Origin of the sequence: Thalassospira sp. MBR-102 (assembly GCF_040549275.1) — a bacterium.
GTDB lineage: Bacteria > Pseudomonadota > Alphaproteobacteria > Rhodospirillales > Thalassospiraceae > Thalassospira > Thalassospira xiamenensis.
Genome location: NZ_JBEPTC010000001.1, coordinates 46,778 through 65,112, shown reverse-complemented (window position 1 = coordinate 65,112; position 18,335 = coordinate 46,778). Strand labels below are relative to the sequence as shown.

Genomic DNA, 18,335 nt, shown 5'->3' with positions numbered 1-18,335 from the left:
AGAATCAGCGCTGTTGGTCAAGCCTTGTGCCGAATTCCTTACGGAATGGCCTGCATTGTCGCCCCGATATAGGCCACAAGTGCCGCCACAAGCACTGGTAGCGCCAGAACGGATACCCGCACCAGCATCGCCAGAACCGCACCGCCCGCCCCGGCATTAGCGCCCATATCGGCCGGCAAATGGGCGGCAATCCGCGCCGCCCCCGACCCGGCAAACACCACCAGAACCAGAACCGCCATGGCAAATGTCGCCCCCGGCGCCGCCAGCATCACGCCCGATGCGCCTGCCATCAGGGCGGTACTGATCGCCAACCACAAGGCGGCGCGATATTGCGGGGCGGCCTTTTCGGAAATCAGCGCCACCAAAAGGGCCACCGAAAGACCGGCCTGAAACACCACATGATCGTGCAGACCAAACTGGGCGGCGATAATCCCCTGCCCGATGGCAAGCGCGACAAAGGTCGCAACCGGGGCCGGTTTCGCCGCATCCTCGTCGCTTGTAACAACAGATTTTGTCGATGTTTTGGCGGATTTTGCCGATTTGCCGTTCTTTTTGCCCCTGCCCTTGGTCACAGCCGGGTCTTCGTCCTCGTCAAAATTGGGGCGCGTCACCCACAAAAAGGACGCACCGATCAGGATATAGGTGATCCACACCAGCGTCACCAAGCCGCCCGGATGAGACAAAAGCCCGGTAACCGGGGCTGCCAGAACCAGCCAGCCGCCAAGCAGCATCAACAAAATGGCGACAATCGCGCAAGCGCGCGCACGCAAATGTGCGAAATCAAGGATAGCGCCGCAAACGCCGCCCAGCACCAGCATCAGAAGTGCTGCCCCCACACCACCCCGGGCGGTTGCAGGCAAACCGATGGCCGCCGGGACGGCAACCACCACCGCCGGAATAACCGCAGCCAGCACCATGCGCCGCGCAAGGGCCCGGTCAAGGCCCAGCCAAAGGGCAAGCATCAAGACCGTGGCAATAACACCGGACACCAGAATGGCGAGCCAAAAGGGACTGTCGACAAACACGTTGGGCGATCCTGCCTTCTTGTTGTTTCATTTCAACCTACGCGAACATGGCCTGCGCGCAGATGCGAATAGCCATCCCACAATCAGGTTCAGAACCTGTTAACCATCGGCGAAAAAATCACCTCGGCTTATCGCGCCCGATCATGGCGATTGCCAAGGCAAAAATGCGGCAAGAATCACATGATATCGATAACCCGATGTCACGGGAACTTCGCAAAGGAAACTATTGACCGGGTGACCACGCAATAGTCTATGCTCGGCAGATAGACGGGCCACGTCGCCAGACGACAAACGCACCATCCACATGGCGCGATGTTCAGGCGAGAGTTACCTGCGAGATAACAACAAAGAGGCAGGTTGCCATGACAAGAGTTAAATCGATCTGTGTTTTTTGCGGCGCTTCGAACGGCAAAAACCCCCAGCACATGGAAAACGCGATTGCGTTTGGCAAAATGATGGTCGAACGCGGCATAACACTGGTGTATGGTGGCGGCCGTATCGGATTGATGGGCGCAGTTGCCGATGCGGTCATGAAAAATGGCGGCAAGGTGGTCGGCATCATCCCGGCCCATCTGGATGACATCGAAGTCGGCCATAAGGGGCTTAGCGAACTGATCGTCTGCAAATCCATGTATGAACGCAAGGTCGAAATGTTCAAACGTTCGGATGCGTTCGTCACCCTTGCCGGTGGCCTTGGCAGCCTTGACGAAGCCTTCGAGGCGCTAACGCTGCGCCAGCTTGGCATCCATGACAAGCCGCTGGTGTTCATGAACGCCCTTGGATATTGGGACAAATGCCTTGATATGATTGATGGCATTATCGAAGACGGCTTTGCACGTGAAAGCAACCGCAATCTGTTTACGGTGGCCGAAACGCTGGATGAAGTGTTTGAACAGCTTGAAGCCGAACCCGCCCCAAAATTCGATCCGCGTGAAAAGCTTCTTTAAGCCCGATTAAACGGCCACGATATCCAATCCGCAAGATATCGATTCTTGCGGATTTTTCTTTGTAAAATTCCAATCAACATACTGATATTACATTTATTTTAGGCACTTGACATATATCATCGTGATTGCATTTGCCGCCTGTTTTACTTCCCGAACCACCATCATTTGGGAGAGAGCAAATGAAATCGTATCGTGGTCTGGTCGGCAGCCTTGTTTCCATTGCTGCCATGCTGGGGGTCGCCGGGAACGTCCTTGCAGCAGAACCACCATCACCTTCTGACTTGCGCAAGACGGCCCTTGAGCATTTCGAAGTCATTCCGTCAATGGTACCAGCCGTCAAAGGCAACGCGCTCACACGCGAAAAGGTCGAACTGGGCAAGATGCTGTTCTTTGATCCGCGTCTGTCGGCCAGTGCGCTGATTTCGTGCAATACATGCCACAATCTGGGCATGGGCGGGGATGACAACCTTGAAACATCCATCGGTCATGGCTGGCAGAAAGGCCCACGTAACGCCCCGACCGTTCTGAATGCCGTGTTTAACGAAGCACAGTTCTGGGACGGACGTGCGGAAGACCTGAAGGCACAGGCCAAGGGCCCGGTTCAGGCCGGAGTTGAAATGGCAAGCACCCCCGAACGCGTTGTCGAGGTACTGAAAAGCATGGGCGATTACGTCCAGAAATTCGTCCACGCCTTCCCGGGTGAAAGCGACCCGGTAACGTTTGACAACATGGCCAAGGCGATCGAGGCGTTCGAAGCAACCCTGATCACCCCGGCATCACGGTTTGACCAGTTCCTCGAAGGAAACGATGCCATCCTGACCAAAACCGAAATGGCCGGACTTGAACTGTTCATCGATACCGGTTGTGCATCCTGCCATAACGGGGTGAATGTCGGTGGCACCGGTTATTATCCGTTCGGTGTTGTCGAACAGCCGGGTGCGGAAATCCTGCCGCCCGATGACAAGGGCCGCTTTGCCGTGACCCAGACGGCAACGGATGACTATGTGTTCCGCGCCGGACCGCTCCGCAATATCGAACTGACCGCGCCCTATTTCCATTCCGGCAAGGTCTGGGACCTGGAGCAGGCGGTTGCGATCATGGGATCAAGCCAGCTTGGTGCTGAACTTGACAACAGCCAGATCAAGGCGATTACCGCCTTCCTCATGACCCTGACCGGGGAAGCGCCGCGGGTGGAATATCCAATCCTGCCGGTCAGCAGCAAAACCACACCCAAACCGGCCGCAATGGTCGCAAACTGATCCCACAGGGGTGTGGAAAAGCAGAAAGTAGCCGCAAAGGTGCGAACCCCGACACGCTCTTTGCGAACCTGCCGCCCGACACAACCCGGGCGGCACTTCTTTTGCCTATTTCAGTTCCATTCCCTCGCCGCCAGAGGCCCGTGCACCTGATAACTGCATCACCCGGCGTTTATACATATCGGCAACCCAGTTGGTCGCCTGCTTGATACCTTCGGCGGCCCGCAGATCGCGATGAACAATCAGCCAGATATCAGAATCCAGCGTCTCGATCGGGCGCGAAATCCGGGCCAGTGCCGGGTCGCTGTCGCCCAGAAAGCACGGCAAAATTCCCGCCCCGATCCCGGTGCGCAATGCATTTTGCAGCATCGCGGTATTGCCCGCGCGAAATAACGGTTTATTGCCGTCAATATGGGCCAGCAACCAGCGCTGGCTTTCATAAAGGTCGAATTCTTCCGAAAAACAGATCCACGGCGCATTGGCAAATACCCGATCCGGTCCCATACCCCGCATATCATACGCCAATCTTTCGGTCGCATAGATCGCACATGAAATCGTGCCAAGCCGCTTGGTAATGAAATCCCCGGTCAAAGGCAAACCATGCCGGACGGCAAAGTCCGCCTCGCGCTTGGTCAGCAATTGCGTATCATCGGATTGCCGGATTTCAAGGTAAAGCCCATCGGGTTTGCTATCAATCTGACCTGCCAGAAACAGGGCCGACCACGCACTGGCGGTCAGGCGGACCTGCCGGTCACGAATGCCCGATATCGCATCGCCCTGCCGGTGAAAGGCAAAGGCGGCTTCTTCCATCGCCTCGGCGCGCGGGCGTAAATCGCGCCCGGCTTCGGTCATGCGCAATCCTTCAGGCAGGCGATCAAACAGCACCACGCCGACGACATCTTCAAGGGCGGACAAATGCCGCCCCAATGTCGGCTGGCTGACGCCAAGCTCCTGAGAGGCCGCCCTGAGGCTGCCCGTGCGCGCAAGTGCAAGAAACACGCGTATATGATCCCAGTCCGGTTTTTTGGTTGTCATCGGGGGCCTCGGTTGGTGGTGGGGCGCGATACAGGATTGAATAACGGATCATCAAAAAATCCCGTTGTTATTCATTATTGGATCACCACCGATCCTGCAAGCCATGGTTGCGCGGGCACAGACATAGAGCCACAAGTATTTGCAAGGTATGGTTATTCGGTATCGCCGGACTGAGGCAGATGTTCAAAAATGCTGCCCGGTCCGGTCCATTTGCCATCGGGCTCGGTCGGCCAGCGCTGATCGACGTCAGTGGCAAGATCGGCCAGCGTGACCGACGCAAACCGTTCAAGCAAAAGTTTCTCGGCGGCGTCAAACGAACTGCCAAGGGCGGCATTTACCGCCTGTTCAACCAGACACTCGGGATGTTCGACCGCAACCCCCAAGGCAAAGATCGACGGATTGCCAAGCGCGTTATGGATATCAAGAAACGTGATTTCCGGAAGCGGACGAATAATCACCCATCCGCCGCCATGCCCCTTTTCGGATCGCACATAACCGGCATCGCGCAACCCTGCCATCGTGCGTCGAACCACAACCGGATTGGTATCAAGCATCCGGGCAATCATGTCGGACGTCATCGCCCCGCCAAACCGATCCATATGGATCAGGACGTGCAACATGCGGGAAAGGCGACTGTCACGGCGCATTGATGGTTTCCTTGGTCTGGCAATATTACGGCCAGACTATCGGGCTTTGGCGCATATTCGCAACACCAAAAGTTTCAAGACCCTTGACATTGCAAAATCACGATACTTATAAAGTTACATGATTCATTTTCAGTTACCTTACGGAGCCCCGATATGTCCGATACATCCGCACCCTCATCATCTGGCCATCCAGTTTCGATGCCGGACTCGCAAAAACTTTATGACGCGATCATCATCGGTGCCGGTTTTTCCGGTTTATCCGCTGCCATGCAGTTGGCCCGTGCCCGCAAAGAGATTTGCATCATTGATGCCGGATTGCCGCGCAACCGTTTCGCCGCGGCATCGCATGGCTTTTTCGGGATGGATGGCAAAAGCCCGGATGAAATTGCCCGTCTGGCGATGGGGCAAATTCGCGCCTATCCCACCGTCAGCATTGCGCATGGCATGGCAAAAACCGCGACCCGACTGGAACCGGATACCGCCGGAACCGGGGACGAAGACAGCAACCGTTTCAAGGTATCGCTGGAAGATGGCCGCCGCTTTCAGGCCCGCCGCCTGATCCTTGCTACCGGCGTGGTTGACACCCTGCCCGACATTCCCGGTCTGATGCCGCGTTGGGGCAAAACCGTGCTGCATTGTCCCTATTGCCATGGTTACGAAGTTCGTGACCGGGAACTTGGCGTGCTGGCAACCGGCCCGATGTCCACCCATCAGGCAATGATGATCCCGGACTGGGGCCCAACGACCTTCTTCACCCAAGGGAAATACGAACCGGAACCTGAAATCCGCACACAGATGGATACGCGCGGCATCACGATTGAACAAAGCCCGATAGTCGAACTGATCGGCACCGCCCCCGAACTTGACGCCGTTAAACTGGCCGACGGGCGCACCAAACCCATTCAGGCCCTGTTTGCCGGGCCAACTGTTTCAATGACCAATCCACTTGCGGAAATGCTGGGTTGCAGGTTCGAAGAAGGCCTTGCCGGACCGTTCATCAAGGTCGACGCATCACAGGAAACCAGCATCCCCGGCGTCTTTGCCGCTGGCGATGCCGCCACCGCGCGCCATAATGCCACACTGGCCTCGGCCGCGGGCGTTCTGGCCGGGGTTGGGGTGCATCAGTCGTTGATTTTTACATAGTTGAAACGCAATCACAGCAATCTCGCGACATGATTTTCACCCGGCCATCGGGGCATCCCGGTGGCCGCAATCATACTGGAAAAGGACCGAAAACAACATTCATACGAATGTCACTCTTCTGAAATCTTAGTGACAACGAAGCTCTCTATGATCGCAGTTATGTTCAAAACAACAAATCAAGCGATCAGATGAACATCTCAATCCGGCAACGCCATATTATCGATATTCTGCGCCGTGATGGCTTTGCATCCATTGATGCATTGGCGGACCAATTTGAAGTCACACCACAAACCGTGCGTCGCGACGTCAATATTTTAAGCGACGCCAATCTGGTGCGCCGACGCCATGGTGGGGCCGAATACGCCGGCGAGCCGGGCATGAACCTGTCATATGACAATCGCCAGGTGACCAACATTGCCGCCAAGCACGCCATTTCGCTGCATGTTGCCGGGAAAATTCCCGACGGGGCATCAATCCTGATCGGGATCGGCAGCACACTTGAATTGCTGGCGCTTAATCTGGCGGATCATCGCAACCTGACCGTCATTACCAACAATCTGAATGTCGCGATGGCGCTGGGCACAAATACCAGCAACCGGATCGTTATTCCTGGCGGCACTGTGCGTCTGCCTGATCGAGACCTGATCACACCGGACGCCGAAGAGATGTTCCATAACTACAAAGCTGATTTCGGTATTTTCGGTGTTGGCGGAATTGAAACCGACGGAACGTTGACCGACTTCGACCATCGCGAAGTTGCCTTGCGTCAGGCGATCATTGGAAACTGCCGAAATTCCATTCTGGTTGCCGATCAATCGAAATTCGGTCGCCCGGCCCCGGCCAAGGGCGGGCACCTCACCGATCCCGACATGATCGTCATTGATCAAAAACCCGGCGGTGATTTTAACGCCCTGTTCCAGCGCCAGGACATCCTCGACCGGCTGCAAATAGCAAAAGGCGAAACTCTCAAATGACGTCTCAGACCCCCGACTCCCAAAGACCCTTTATCAGGATCGAAAATGTTTCACGCATTTTTGACGGTGGAAACGGTGTTCATGACCTTTCCGTTGATATACCGCGCGGCAGCTTTGTCGTTCTGCTGGGGCCTTCCGGCTGCGGAAAGTCAACCACGCTGCGTCTGATTGCAGGTCTTGAAACCGCCGATCAGGGTCGCATTCTGATTGACGATCAGGACGTCACCGCAGTCCCGCCGTCAAAACGACAGCTATCCATGGTGTTTCAATCCTATGCGCTGTTTCCTCACCTTAGCGTCGCAGAAAACATTGTTTTTGGCCTGAAGGTTCGCAAATGCGCCAAGGCTGAAATGGCGAAACGCCTGGCCGATGCGCTCGGTGTGACCGGATTGGAAGGGTTGGAGAAACGCAAGCCTGCCGAACTTTCGGGCGGACAACGTCAACGGGTTGCACTGGCACGCGCCATCGTTGCCGGGCATCCGCTGTGCCTGATGGATGAACCACTATCCAATCTGGACGCAAAACTGAGGCATTCCGTGCGCAAGGATATTCGCGACCTGCAGCAACGCCTTGGCATCACGGTGGTGTATGTCACTCACGATCAAACCGAAGCGATGAGCATGGCAGATATCGTCATCCTGATGAAGAATGGCCGTATCGAGCAGGCAGGAACCCCGGCAGACCTTTATCTGAAACCCGCCACCGCCTTTGCCGCAAGCTTTGTCGGCAGCCCGCCAATGGGGCTATTGCCAGCAACCGCAATCCCGTCCGACGCCCTGCCAAGCGGTGCACGACCCGACAATCTGATTGTCGGCATCAGACCCGAAGACATCAAACTTGATACCGACCAGCAAAACAGTGCTTCGGGCCTCTCCGCGACGGTCATATCCAGCGAGTTCCTGGGACCGGAAACCTTTGTCTATCTGTCAATAGACGGAACCGACGGGACAACGGCCCGCCTGCCCGGTCGTGTGCATCTTTCGCCCGGGACACAAGTCTCGCTCAGTTGGGCTGGCGTTGCTGCCCACTGGTTTGATCGCGAACACGGTCATCGTCTTTCGGCGGCGATGAACGACCATGCAACGCAAAAATCTTTTGTTACGACGACCAATCACTCAGCAATTCCGACATCGTAAAAGGACAGAAACCGATGCGTAATTCCATTACCAGTGCCGCTTTTGCTGCCGGTCTGCTTGCTTCGGCGGCAACCCCGGCCTTTGCCGCAACCGAACTGACAATGTATTACCCCATCGCCGTTGGCGGTGCGTTGACCGAAGTAATCGACGGCATGATTGACGGTTTTGAAGCCGAACATCCCGACGTCAAGGTCAATGCGATTTATGCCGGAAACTATGACGACACCCGACTGCGTGCGGTTTCTGCAATCAAAAGCGGCGATCCGGCGCAGCTTTCGGTGATGTTTTCGATCGATGTCTATGACCTGATCGAACAGGATTTGATCATTCCGTTTGATGATGTTGTCAAAACCGCAGAAGACAAGAAATGGCTTAACGGCTTCTATCCGGCGCTGATGGCCAATGGCAAAGTCGACAACAAAACCTGGGGCATCCCGTTCCAGCGTTCAACCATCGTCATGTACTACAACAAGGACATGTTCCGCGAAGCCGGTCTTGATCCTGAAACTCCACCCCAGACCTGGGAAGAAATGGTTGCCGCGGGCAAGGCGCTTTCCAAAGACGGCAAATGGGGTCTAATGGTTCCGTCCACCGGATATCCTTATTGGATGTTCCAGTGCTTTGCCATTCAGAATGGCAAGGAACTGATGAATGCCGACGGAACGGAAACGTATTTCGATGATCCTGCCGTCATCGAGGCTCTTGAATACTGGCGCGGCCTCGCCACAAAAGAAAAGATCATGCCCGAGGGCACGATTGAGTGGGGCACACTTCGTCAGGCTTTCGTGCAGGGTCAGACCGGCATGATGTGGCATTCAACAGGCAACCTGTCTGCTGTCAAAAAAGAAGTCAAGTTTGACTTCGGTGTTGCCATGCTTCCGGCACATAAAAAGCCCGGTTCACCGACGGGGGGCGGCAACTTCTATATGTTCAAGGGTTCCAGCCCGGAACAGCAGGCCGCATCGCTTGACCTGATCAAATACATGACCGCGCCGGAACGTGCCGCAGAATGGTCAATTGCAACCGGTTATGTCGGCGTTACCCCGGCATCCTACGAAACCGACGCGCTGAAATCCTATGCCAGCGAATTCCCGCAGGCTGTGGTTGCCCGCGATCAGCTTAACGTCGCAATTCCGGAATTCTCGACCTATGAAACAGCCCGTGTTCGTGAATCTCTTAACAACGCCATTCAGGCGGCTCTGACCGGCGAAAAATCGCCGAAACAGGCCCTGATCGACGCCCAGGAAGATGCCAACCGTCTTCTTAAGGCGTTCAACTAAGCCGATCTGCTGCCGGGACGGTTTCCCCCCGTCCCGGCCCTTTTGCTTTCTTCATTTGAAATTCTTTTGAATTCAGGACGTGGCCTCGATGGGTGATCAGCCTCGAAACGATCTGGCAGCAATACAAAGACGCAAACTTGCTCTTTACGGTTGGATGCTGATGGCACCGTCGTTGGCGTTGCTTAGCCTGTTTGCATTTTACCCGGCCATCGCGACCTTCTTTGGCAGTCTGTTTACCCGTGGCACAACACGCCGCCCCAGCAGCTTTGCGGGATTTGAAAACTATCTTGATCTGTTTGCCGATCCGACATTCTGGACCGTGGCAGGCAACAATCTGATCTATGCCGGGGTTACAATTCCGGTTTCGATCATCTTTGCCCTGATCATGGCGCTTTGGGCCAACGCGCATATTCCCGCACGAAGCTTTGTGCGCAGCGCCTATTTCACGCCGACAATCCTGCCGATGATTGCCGCGGCGAATTTATGGTTGTTTTTCTATACCCCCGATCTTGGCATCATTGATCGTATTACCGGATTTTTCGGCGCGGAACCGACCAACTGGCTAGGGCAGCCCGAAACGGCACTGGCCGCGGTCATCATCGTGACGATCTGGAAAGAAGCCGGGTTCTTCATGATCTTCTATCTGGCAGCCCTTCAGACCATTCCGCCGGACCTCCGCGAAGCGGCCCGCATTGAAGGGGCCGGTCGCTGGACCTATACACGACGGGTGCTTTTGCCGCTTTTGATGCCAACCACGATATTCGTCTTTGTCAATGCGCTAATCAATTCGATCAAACTGATAGATCATCTGTTCATCCTCACCAAAGGCGGGCCGAACAATGCGTCAAAACTGATCCTTTACTGGATCTGGGAAATGGCATTCGCCTATTTCGACCGCCCGCATGCCGCGGCAATGACCATGATGGTTTTGCTAGTACTTGGTATCGTCGCAATCGTGCAATTCCGACTGGTTGAAAAACGGACCCATTACCGATGAACGTACATCTCGGCACCCGCCCATCACACATCGCCCAACCACATATTCGGTTCCCCGATCTTGCCAGGATTCTCGATACGCTGGGCGCATGGATTCTTGCTCTTGTCTGGATTGCGCCGCTGTTGTTTGCCCTTTGGGCGGCACTGCAACCGTCGGGCAGTGCACTGGAACTTGATTTCAGTGCACCACTGACCTTGCAGAATTTCATTGATGTCTGGAATGCCGTGCCTTGGATCGGCTATTTCGTCAATACGCTTACGCTTGTGTCCCTGATCCTGATGGGTCAGCTTGTTTTGTGCACATTGGCCGGTTTTGCCTTTGCCCGGTTTGCGTTCCGCGGCCGTGATGCCCTTTTCATTCTGGTGCTGTTGCAGTTGTTCATCCTGCCAGAAGTTCTGATTGTCGAAAACTATGCCATAGTTGCCAAACTGGGCCTGTTTGATACCGCCCTTGGCATCGGCCTGCCCTATATGGCCAGCGCATTTGGCATTTTCCTGCTGCGTCAGGCCTTCAAATCCGTACCGCTTGAACTTGAAGAAGCCGCACGTATAGAGGGATGCAGCTGGATGGGCGTTTTGTGGAAGGTTTATGTCCCTGCGGCCAAGCCGGTTTATCTGGCGTATGCGCTGGTGTCGGTGGCGACCCACTGGAACAATTTCCTGTGGCCGCTTATCGTGACAAATTCACCGGAAACCCGGCCCTTGACCGTGGGGCTTTCATTGTTTGGTGCGCCGGAAACCGGTGTTGATATTTCGGTTATCAGTGCTGCCACCATCCTGACCATTTTGCCGCTTCTGATCGCCTTCCTGATTTTCCAGCGCCAGTTCATTCAGGCATTTCTGCGTGCCGGGATCAGATGAACCGAAAGCTGTCCCGTTGACCCGGCGATACAAATTTGAATAACGCCACTTAAATATCGGGCATGGCTATTCATTCCTGAATCCAACAGACTGGCAGCGTTCATAACTTTTGAAGTTTTTTCATATGCCGGTTCTGATCCTGCTTGTCAGCACAACAGTCGTCTGGGCGATGCTTCTGGTGTGCAACCGGATTGCATTGACAGCGTTTGATGTCGATGTTTATGCCATGACCTGCTGGCAACTGGTTTTCGGCGGGCTGGCACTTGTGCTGATGGCACCAGGAAGGCTCATTCCGTGGCGGCAATTCACCTTGCCGATCAACTGGGCATATGGGGTTTTGCGCGTTCTGACCAGGGTCAGCTGGACCGCGGCACTGGTCTATATCAGCGCGCCTGAAAGCGGAATTTTATCACAAACCGGCATGCCGATGGCGGCCCTTGCCGCGGCCTTTATCCTTGGTCGCGCACCGGGCAAGGCGGAATGGTTCGGGCACACGATCCTGCTTGCCGGTGCCGGTTTTCTGGCGTGGCATCTGCCCGACGGCCTTGCCAACCCTGCGGTGTGGTTGATGCTGGCGTCCGAGGTTACGGCGATTTTATCATCCGTTCTGGCGGAAAAACACCCTGACAACCAGATCAAAGATGCGTGGTCGCATCTGCGATTTACCGGGGTTTTGTTGCTGATTACCGCATCGGTATTTTTGATCTTCCCGCCGCTGATCGGTTTTATCAGCCCGGTTCCGATCCCCTATACCTCGCTTGACGGGTTCTTCGGGATCGAGACCATATTGGCCGGTCTGATCCTTGGCACACTATTGCGCGGTCCTGCCATGGTCCTGACATTGCGGTCGATCAAGACAGCCGGGATGGAGAAATACATCCTTGCGACCAGTATCCTGCCTTTCATCCTTCTGGGCCTTGAAATGCTGGCCGCGCAATTTGAACTGACGCCAGCCCCCACCCATAACAGCGTTTTCTGGATTTCGGCCCTTCTGGTGATGCTGGGCATTATTCAGATCACCTATTCGAAACGTCTCCATTCCAGACGCCTGAAGGCGCTTGGTGCAACCACCCCGGCTGGGGCAGCCCCCACTGCCCCGGCCTGAGAGAACGAAAAGAACAATAAGCCCCCCTTGCGCCACCAATGCAGGGTCGCCCGGCGGTCAGGAGCCCCTTTCTTCTGACCGCATCCCCAAACGGCCAGCCTCCCAAAAAATTGGCCGTCCGACCCTGTTTCCATCCGGTGGTCTCCCTTCCGGATGGACCGAAACGCCCGGGTTACCCGCCCGGGCGTTTCCTGTTTAATGGCAACGGATACTTCCCGATAAGATTGCCCCAAACAAGCATCTGAAACTTGAAATTGATACCGTCGTAAATTGGCCTAAACTGTCTGCAACAAGACCGGGCAATAACGGGCCAAGCAAGCACCCGAAAAAAATGGGCGCAAACAGAGCGGGGATTTCCAATGGCAAGTCTGCAACAACCGGACAATTACGAAACACTCAAATCCAAAATCGATACAGCCGCCATCGTCGGCCATACCACCGACAACACGGCGAAAATCTGGGTAAGGGCCTATATGGCCGGGCGCTGGACACTGATTGTCAGTGCGCAAAAACTGCCCGAGGATGCCTATGATCTGTCAGGCAAAAGCCTTGCTGCTATGAAGGCCGCGAACAGCGATATCGTTTTTATGGAAGAACGCGAATTCACCCGCGAAACCGACCTGACCATGACGTTCGAGGTAGACAACCTTAAACCAGATACCCGCTATTACTATTACCTTGCATCGGACAAGCTTGATCTTGAGCGCTGCATCGAGATGGGCGGCGAACATGATTACTGGTTCCGGACATTGCCCAAAAACCCGCAGTCATTGCAGTTCGGGTTTTATTCCTGCCACGACCCGTTTAGTGTCAAACCTAACAGCGAAGGCGCATGGGACAAGTTTTATGATGTCCTTAACGAACGCCGTGCAGATTTTGTCATTGGCGGCGGCGATCAGGTTTATTGTGATACCAATCACGCATCGCGCATGCAGGACGTCTGGGTGTGGCTGAAGAATAACAAAAACGCCTTGCTGGCCGCCTATCGCACACCTGATGGCAACCTCGACGAACCCGCAATCATTGATTATTTCACCAAGCTTTATCGCACCTATTACCGAATTTACTGGCAGTTCGAACATCTGCTGTCTGTTTACCGGCGTTTCCCGCAATACATGATATGGGACGATCACGAGATCATGGACGGCTGGGGCTCGCTGACCGCGGATGAGCGCAAGGCCAAGCTCGCCAATTTCTTTCAGGATGATGACGAGGACGCCAATTACGCGCTTGTAATGCTGATGTTCAAGGCCGCAGCGCGGGCCTATCTTGAATATCAGCATGCGCATAACCCTGACAGCATGATCGTCAATGGCGATCCCGATGCCAGCCACTGGGATTATAAATTCGATCAGGGAGCCTATGGCTTTTACATGCTTGACGTGCGCGGCCATCACGATTGTGAATTACCCGACGGACAGCGATTATTGGGGGCGGAACAGTTCAAACGCTTCAAAAGCTGGATCAATTCGGCCGCAACCAAAAAGAAAAAGGCGATCTTTATCTGTTCGCCCGTGCCCGTCGTGCACTGGACGGAAAGTGCCGTAAACACGCTCGATTTTGGCGGTCAAAAGGATGATTTCATGGATGAATGGGGCCATGAAACCAACCACAAGGAACGAAATGCGATGCTTGAATTGCTGCTGGCGCGATCCGCTGAAAGCAGCATCCCGATTGTGATCCTGAGCGGGGATGTCCATTGCGCCAGCGCATTTCAGATCACGCATGGCAAAACCTATCCCGGGGCAAGGTTGTTCAATGTAACGTCAAGTGCGATTTCACGCAAACCGGCACCGGGCATTGCCACCGCCGCCATGCAAAAATCGGCCGATATAGACGGGTTCGATGGCGGTCGGTTTGAACAGATGTTCCGTTTTGCCGGGGAAAACAATTTCGCGCTGATCAATGCCGATTGCCGGGATGGTGACCTCAAAATAAGCGCCACCCTTTACTGGGCCGAACCCGGATCGGAAAGTGTCACACAGAAGGTGATTAAGCTGGTTGGCTAAAAAAAACCGGTCCCCGGGGGAACGGGGACCGGTCAGGCCGCACTCAAGCTTTCGCTTGCGGGGTCGGGGGAACGATGTGCGGCCTTTTCTGTCTGGTTGGGGAATATCCTGTTTTCAGTGTGCGTCGACGGATGGTTTTCCCGATCCTGCCGGACGTGCGAGCGGCAGAAGCAGCAAAGCCAGAATGAAAATGCCGGCCATGGCAAGCTGCACGTCGTTGAACGAAATCATACTGGCTTCGCGCGTGACGATATTGACGATGGATTTCATCGTACTAGCCTGCGGATCAGGAAGGCCCATCGAGCTATATCGTGCTGTCATGGTCTCCAGATAGTTCTGAAACGCCGTGCTTGATGTATTGATATGTTCGGCCAGATGGGCGAAATGCAGGTCGGTGCGTTTATCAAGCATGGTGTTGATCGCAGCCAAGCCAATTGCCCCGCCAAGGTTGCGCATCAGGTTATAAAGGCCGCTGGCGTTTTTGATCTTTTCCGGTGGCAAGGTGCCAAGTGCCAGATTGGTGATCGGCAGCATGCAGAACATCAGGGCAAAACCACGCACAGCCTGCGGCAGGATCAGTTCGTGAAACGATACCTGACTGTTCTGAAAACCGTTCAGGGCAACCCCCACCGCAAACAACGCCAGACCAAAGCCCAGCACGACACGCGCAGGCAATCTGGCCGTCAGTTTCCCGGCAATCGGGGCAGAAATGAACTGGCAAATGCCGGTGACCGCCATGATGGTGCCGATTTCCAGACTGTCATAGCCGCGCACACGGCTTAGCAACAACGGCAGGATATAGACACTGCCATAAAGCCCGATGCCAAGGGTGAAACTGAAGATGCAGCCCATGGCAAAGTTGCGATCCCTGAACGAGCGCAGATCGACAATCGGATGATCATAGGTGAACATCCGTCGGAAGAAGTAGAGTCCCGAAATCACGCAGATCACGGCACCATAAACAATGGCGCGTTCATCAAACCAGTCATCTTTTGGGCCCTCGTCCAGCACATATTCCAGACTGCCGAGAAAGGCTGCCATCGCAAGCAATCCGCGCAGATCAAAGCCACGGAGCAGCGACCGATCGCCACGATCAACATCAAGCGTTACCGCGACGACAAGCGCGATCAGCATGCCCGGCACAACATTGATCAGAAACAGCCAGTGCCACGAAAATGACTGCGTCAGATAACCGCCCAAAGTCGGCCCCACAGTCGGCGCCATAGTGGCAATCAGACCAATCATCACCGAGGCGGTATTCCGTTTATCCGCCGGGAAAATGATATAGGTCGTGGCAAACACGGTCGGGATCATCGCCCCGCCAAGGAAACCCTGCGCGGCACGGAACCAGATCATGCTTTCGATTGACCAGGCACAGGCCGAGGCGATGCTGAAAATCGTAAAACCGATTGCAGAGGCAACAAAAAGCCAGCGGGTTGAGATCAGGCGTGACAGGAAACCCGAAAGCGGGATCATGACGACTTCGGCAATCAGGTAACTGGTCTGGACCCAGCCGATTTCATCGGGGCTTGCTGACAGACCGGCCTGAATGTTTTCAAGCGAGCTTGCGACGATCTGGATGTCAAGGATCGCCAGAAACATGCCAACCACCATCGCAACCCAGCCAATAAACTTGGTGGTATCGACATGCTGCACCGGATCATCGGGAAAGGCTATGGAACCGGGGCTGGTGGCGGCACTGCTCATTTCAGTTGCGCTCCGAGAGTTCCGGGGTCGGCGTTACAACACTGGCAAGGCCGGAACCCGCCGCATGCTCAGCACCGTCACCATCACGCACATCGACATTCACAACAACCGACAGGCCCGGGCGCAGGGCCTTGGCAAGGTCACTGTTATCAAGGGCAATACGCACCGGGACACGCTGGGTGATTTTGGTGAAGTTGCCGGTGGCATTTTCGGGCGGCAGCAAACTGAACTGCGCGCCGGTGGCAGGGGCAAAGCTTTCGATCCGGCCGGTGATATCAGCATCGGGAAAGGCATCGACTTCTATCCGGACCTTCTGGCCCGGTGCCATATGGCCGATCTGGGTTTCCTTGAAATTGGCCACAACATAAACACCCGGAAGCGGCACAAGCACGAGCAACTGTTCGCCGGGCTGAACCAGCGCGCCGGTCTGAACCGACCGATTACCAATCACACCGTCAAAGGGTGCGTAGATGCGCGTGTCATCAAGGGCCTGCTGCGCGATATCGCGCGCGGCCTCTGCCTGTGATACGGCGCGTTCGGCTTCGACCTTCTGCGCACGCAGAACGCCGATCCGCCCCTGCTCGACCGCAAGGGTCGCATTGGCAGCAGCCACCTGTGCCTGTGCTGTTTGACGGTCGGCCTTGGCGTAATCGAATTTCTGGCGGCTGGCCGCCCCCTTTTTCACCAGATCCTCGTAACGCGTATAATCCTCGGACGTGCGATCAAGTTCGACCTTCGCAATGCGGACATTGGCCGCCGCCTGATCGATGGCGGCCATCTGAAGGGTGATCTGCTCGTCCATGGTCTGAACCGCGGCACGGCGCGCATCAAGGGCGGCCTCGGCCTGTTTCAGTTCGGCACGATAATCTTCGTCCTTGATGGACAACATCAGTTCGCCCTTGCGCACAGGCTGGTTTTCGGCAACCCGAAGGTCGCCGACATATCCCGAAACCTTTGGCGAAATCGCGACTTCGTCAGCCTGTAAATAGGCATTGTCGGTCGATTCGTGGTACTGACCTTCAGTCACCCAGTAGAACCCGTAATACCCACCGCCACCGATAATCGCCGCAGCGATCACGGGCAGTATGACTTTTTTTACACTCATCGTCCGTTTGATCCTTTTGGTATTGATCAGTACCATTTGAACCCTTATGGTACCAAACAGTACCAAACGTCAAGTGCAGAATTGGAACAGTTGCTTGTCCGAAATGCGAAATATCGACCCGAGAACCCTGAAACGTCGCGAAGCGCTGATTGATGCGGCCCGTGAACTTTTTTGCGAACATGGCCTTTCGGGCACGACACTTGAAATGATCACCGCCGAAGCTGGCGGCTCCCGGCGAACAATTTACGAATTGTTCGGCAACAAGGACGGCGTATTCGAAGCGGTGATTCGCAATTGCACGGGACGTGTGGTTGCTGTCATGGCCGATCTGGAATTGTCACAGATGCCGCTGCGTGCGGCCCTGATCCATTTTGGCGAAACGCTGATGACGCTTCTGACCACGCCGGAAACCATTCGCTATATGCGGCTGTTCCTGTCAGAAGTCCCGCGGTTCCCGCATCTGGGCAAGGTGTTTTATGAAAGCGGCTTGATGAGCGGCCGCCGGATCATCACATCCTACTTCGAACGTCAGATGGAAGAAGGCAACTTCCCCAAAAGCGATCCGAAACAGGCCGCCGTGTTTTTCACAAGCCTGCTTAAGGCCGATTACGATTTCCGACAGATGACCTATGTCGGCTGGGAACCGCACGCAAAGGATTTGCACGCCCATGTAATTGCGGCGGTCGATATGTTCCTGCGCGGATACGGAATAGACCCGGCCACGGTTGACCAGAAAACCCCGGCGCAGGCATAAGCCTGCGCACCGAACGACTTCCGGCTCAGAACATGACCAGCAGGCGATAGGCAATCGGCCCCATCATTGTGATCACCCCGATCCAGACAAGCGCAAGGCCCCATCCCCGGTCGCGGAAGCTGTATCCGACGCCCAAAAGGCAGAAGCCGACAATGCAGAGCGCGATGATGATGTTGGTTTCATAAGGCAGGTTCATGGAAGCCCCCATTTGGTTCCGGTTTGACGGTGCCGGAGTCTTCCCCCTGAACCCGACAAATGCGAGTTTGACCCATTCCATAACCTTTTTCTTTGATCAGGATCATATGCCGTCACATGCCATGTCCCCTGCCCGTGGGATGCGCACTAATTCAGGGAA

General features: G+C 55.2%; 17 protein-coding genes. 11 read left to right on the top strand and 6 right to left on the bottom strand.

All coding sequences use genetic code 11. From position 1 onward, the window contains the following. Positions 1-38: 38 nt before the first annotated feature. A complete protein-coding gene (locus tag ABIE64_RS00330) occupies positions 39-1,025 on the bottom strand; it encodes a hypothetical protein (protein WP_354376303.1) in 987 nt (328 codons plus the stop codon). 362 nt (positions 1,026-1,387) lie between these two features. On the opposite strand from ABIE64_RS00330, the gene ABIE64_RS00325 reads away from it, so the two are divergent. Next, complete coding sequence (locus ABIE64_RS00325; RefSeq protein WP_354376302.1) at positions 1,388-1,972, top strand: LOG family protein; 585 nt, start codon at positions 1,388-1,390, stop codon at positions 1,970-1,972. Between the two features lie 179 nt (positions 1,973-2,151). Continuing rightward, positions 2,152-3,231: a cytochrome-c peroxidase gene (locus ABIE64_RS00320; RefSeq protein WP_354376301.1), complete on the top strand. Its 1,080-nt coding sequence runs from the start codon at positions 2,152-2,154 to the stop codon at positions 3,229-3,231. A 105-nt stretch (positions 3,232-3,336) separates the two neighbouring features. Here the strand turns inward: ABIE64_RS00320 and ABIE64_RS00315 are convergent, their stop codons facing one another. Together ABIE64_RS00315 and ABIE64_RS00310 are read right to left on the bottom strand one after the other, a co-directional pair. Next, positions 3,337-4,263 carry a LysR family transcriptional regulator gene (locus tag ABIE64_RS00315; protein ID WP_354376300.1) on the bottom strand — a complete coding sequence of 309 codons (927 nt, stop codon included), beginning with the start codon at positions 4,261-4,263 and terminating at the stop codon, positions 3,337-3,339. A 152-nt stretch (positions 4,264-4,415) separates the two neighbouring features. Further along, on the bottom strand, positions 4,416-4,910 hold the full coding sequence (locus ABIE64_RS00310; protein ID WP_354376299.1) for an Rrf2 family transcriptional regulator: 495 nt from the start codon (positions 4,908-4,910) through the stop codon (positions 4,416-4,418). A 153-nt stretch (positions 4,911-5,063) separates the two neighbouring features. Between ABIE64_RS00310 and ABIE64_RS00305 the strand changes: the two genes are divergently transcribed. The 8 genes from ABIE64_RS00305 to ABIE64_RS00270 all read left to right on the top strand — a co-directional run bounded on the left by ABIE64_RS00305 (position 5,064) and on the right by ABIE64_RS00270 (position 14,414). Further along, positions 5,064-6,053 (top strand): NAD(P)/FAD-dependent oxidoreductase, encoded by a 990-nt coding sequence (locus ABIE64_RS00305; protein ID WP_354376298.1) that lies wholly within the window; start codon positions 5,064-5,066, stop codon positions 6,051-6,053. 188 nt (positions 6,054-6,241) lie between these two features. Continuing rightward, the gene (locus ABIE64_RS00300) at positions 6,242-7,027 is read left to right on the top strand and encodes a DeoR/GlpR family DNA-binding transcription regulator (RefSeq protein WP_007090525.1); all 786 of its coding nucleotides are present in this window, start codon (positions 6,242-6,244) and stop codon (positions 7,025-7,027) included. Beyond that, on the top strand, positions 7,024-8,163 hold the full coding sequence (locus ABIE64_RS00295) for an ABC transporter ATP-binding protein (RefSeq protein ID WP_354376297.1): 1,140 nt from the start codon (positions 7,024-7,026) through the stop codon (positions 8,161-8,163). Before ABIE64_RS00300 ends, ABIE64_RS00295 begins: the two co-directional genes overlap by 4 nt. Before the next feature lie 14 nt (positions 8,164-8,177). Then, entirely contained in the window at positions 8,178-9,443 is a 1,266-nt protein-coding gene (locus ABIE64_RS00290) for an ABC transporter substrate-binding protein (protein WP_354376296.1), read from the top strand. A gap of 88 nt (positions 9,444-9,531) precedes the next feature. After that, a complete protein-coding gene (locus ABIE64_RS00285; RefSeq protein ID WP_007090528.1) occupies positions 9,532-10,440 on the top strand; it encodes a carbohydrate ABC transporter permease in 909 nt (302 codons plus the stop codon). Further along, complete coding sequence (locus tag ABIE64_RS00280; RefSeq protein WP_354376295.1) at positions 10,437-11,300, top strand: carbohydrate ABC transporter permease; 864 nt, start codon at positions 10,437-10,439, stop codon at positions 11,298-11,300. The genes ABIE64_RS00285 and ABIE64_RS00280 overlap by 4 nt, the downstream gene beginning before the upstream one ends. A 124-nt stretch (positions 11,301-11,424) precedes the next feature. Continuing rightward, complete coding sequence (locus tag ABIE64_RS00275) at positions 11,425-12,405, top strand: EamA family transporter (RefSeq protein ID WP_354376294.1); 981 nt, start codon at positions 11,425-11,427, stop codon at positions 12,403-12,405. Between the two features lie 359 nt (positions 12,406-12,764). Then, positions 12,765-14,414, top strand: a complete 1,650-nt coding sequence (locus ABIE64_RS00270) for an alkaline phosphatase D family protein (protein ID WP_354376293.1) — start codon at positions 12,765-12,767, stop codon at positions 14,412-14,414. Between the two features lie 114 nt (positions 14,415-14,528). Here ABIE64_RS00270 and ABIE64_RS00265 read toward each other — a convergent pair whose 3' ends face one another. Together ABIE64_RS00265 and ABIE64_RS00260 are read right to left on the bottom strand one after the other, a co-directional pair. After that, on the bottom strand, positions 14,529-16,121 hold the full coding sequence (locus tag ABIE64_RS00265) for a DHA2 family efflux MFS transporter permease subunit (RefSeq protein ID WP_354376292.1): 1,593 nt from the start codon (positions 16,119-16,121) through the stop codon (positions 14,529-14,531). Between the two features lies 1 nt (position 16,122). Further along, positions 16,123-17,226 (bottom strand): HlyD family secretion protein, encoded by a 1,104-nt coding sequence (locus ABIE64_RS00260; RefSeq protein WP_354376291.1) that lies wholly within the window; start codon positions 17,224-17,226, stop codon positions 16,123-16,125. A gap of 103 nt (positions 17,227-17,329) precedes the next feature. Here ABIE64_RS00260 and ABIE64_RS00255 point away from each other — a divergent pair, with 103 nt between their 5' ends. Then, positions 17,330-17,980 carry a TetR/AcrR family transcriptional regulator gene (locus tag ABIE64_RS00255; RefSeq protein WP_354376641.1) on the top strand — a complete coding sequence of 217 codons (651 nt, stop codon included), beginning with the start codon at positions 17,330-17,332 and terminating at the stop codon, positions 17,978-17,980. 25 nt (positions 17,981-18,005) lie between these two features. Here ABIE64_RS00255 and ABIE64_RS00250 read toward each other — a convergent pair whose 3' ends face one another. Next, a complete protein-coding gene (locus ABIE64_RS00250) occupies positions 18,006-18,176 on the bottom strand; it encodes a hypothetical protein (protein WP_167710548.1) in 171 nt (56 codons plus the stop codon). Positions 18,177-18,335 lie beyond the last annotated feature (159 nt).

What these genes read in the sequence shown, in the direction of transcription:
- ABIE64_RS00285 (WP_007090528.1), top strand. Translation starts at nt 9,532, where the DNA reads ATGGGTGATCAGCCTCGAAACGATCTGGCAGCAATACAAAGACGCAAA.
- ABIE64_RS00255 (WP_354376641.1), top strand. Translation starts at nt 17,330, where the DNA reads ATGCGAAATATCGACCCGAGAACCCTGAAACGTCGCGAAGCGCTGATT.
- ABIE64_RS00265 (WP_354376292.1), bottom strand. Translation starts at nt 16,121, where the DNA reads ATGAGCAGTGCCGCCACCAGCCCCGGTTCCATAGCCTTTCCCGATGAT.
- ABIE64_RS00295 (WP_354376297.1), top strand. Translation starts at nt 7,024, where the DNA reads ATGACGTCTCAGACCCCCGACTCCCAAAGACCCTTTATCAGGATCGAA.
- ABIE64_RS00270 (WP_354376293.1), top strand. Translation starts at nt 12,765, where the DNA reads ATGGCAAGTCTGCAACAACCGGACAATTACGAAACACTCAAATCCAAA.
- ABIE64_RS00300 (WP_007090525.1), top strand. Translation starts at nt 6,242, where the DNA reads ATGAACATCTCAATCCGGCAACGCCATATTATCGATATTCTGCGCCGT.
- ABIE64_RS00305 (WP_354376298.1), top strand. Translation starts at nt 5,064, where the DNA reads ATGTCCGATACATCCGCACCCTCATCATCTGGCCATCCAGTTTCGATG.
- ABIE64_RS00310 (WP_354376299.1), bottom strand. Translation starts at nt 4,910, where the DNA reads ATGCGCCGTGACAGTCGCCTTTCCCGCATGTTGCACGTCCTGATCCAT.
- ABIE64_RS00280 (WP_354376295.1), top strand. Translation starts at nt 10,437, where the DNA reads ATGAACGTACATCTCGGCACCCGCCCATCACACATCGCCCAACCACAT.
- ABIE64_RS00315 (WP_354376300.1), bottom strand. Translation starts at nt 4,263, where the DNA reads ATGACAACCAAAAAACCGGACTGGGATCATATACGCGTGTTTCTTGCA.
- ABIE64_RS00250 (WP_167710548.1), bottom strand. Translation starts at nt 18,176, where the DNA reads ATGAACCTGCCTTATGAAACCAACATCATCATCGCGCTCTGCATTGTC.
- ABIE64_RS00275 (WP_354376294.1), top strand. Translation starts at nt 11,425, where the DNA reads ATGCCGGTTCTGATCCTGCTTGTCAGCACAACAGTCGTCTGGGCGATG.
- ABIE64_RS00320 (WP_354376301.1), top strand. Translation starts at nt 2,152, where the DNA reads ATGAAATCGTATCGTGGTCTGGTCGGCAGCCTTGTTTCCATTGCTGCC.
- ABIE64_RS00260 (WP_354376291.1), bottom strand. Translation starts at nt 17,226, where the DNA reads ATGAGTGTAAAAAAAGTCATACTGCCCGTGATCGCTGCGGCGATTATC.
- ABIE64_RS00290 (WP_354376296.1), top strand. Translation starts at nt 8,178, where the DNA reads ATGCGTAATTCCATTACCAGTGCCGCTTTTGCTGCCGGTCTGCTTGCT.
- ABIE64_RS00325 (WP_354376302.1), top strand. Translation starts at nt 1,388, where the DNA reads ATGACAAGAGTTAAATCGATCTGTGTTTTTTGCGGCGCTTCGAACGGC.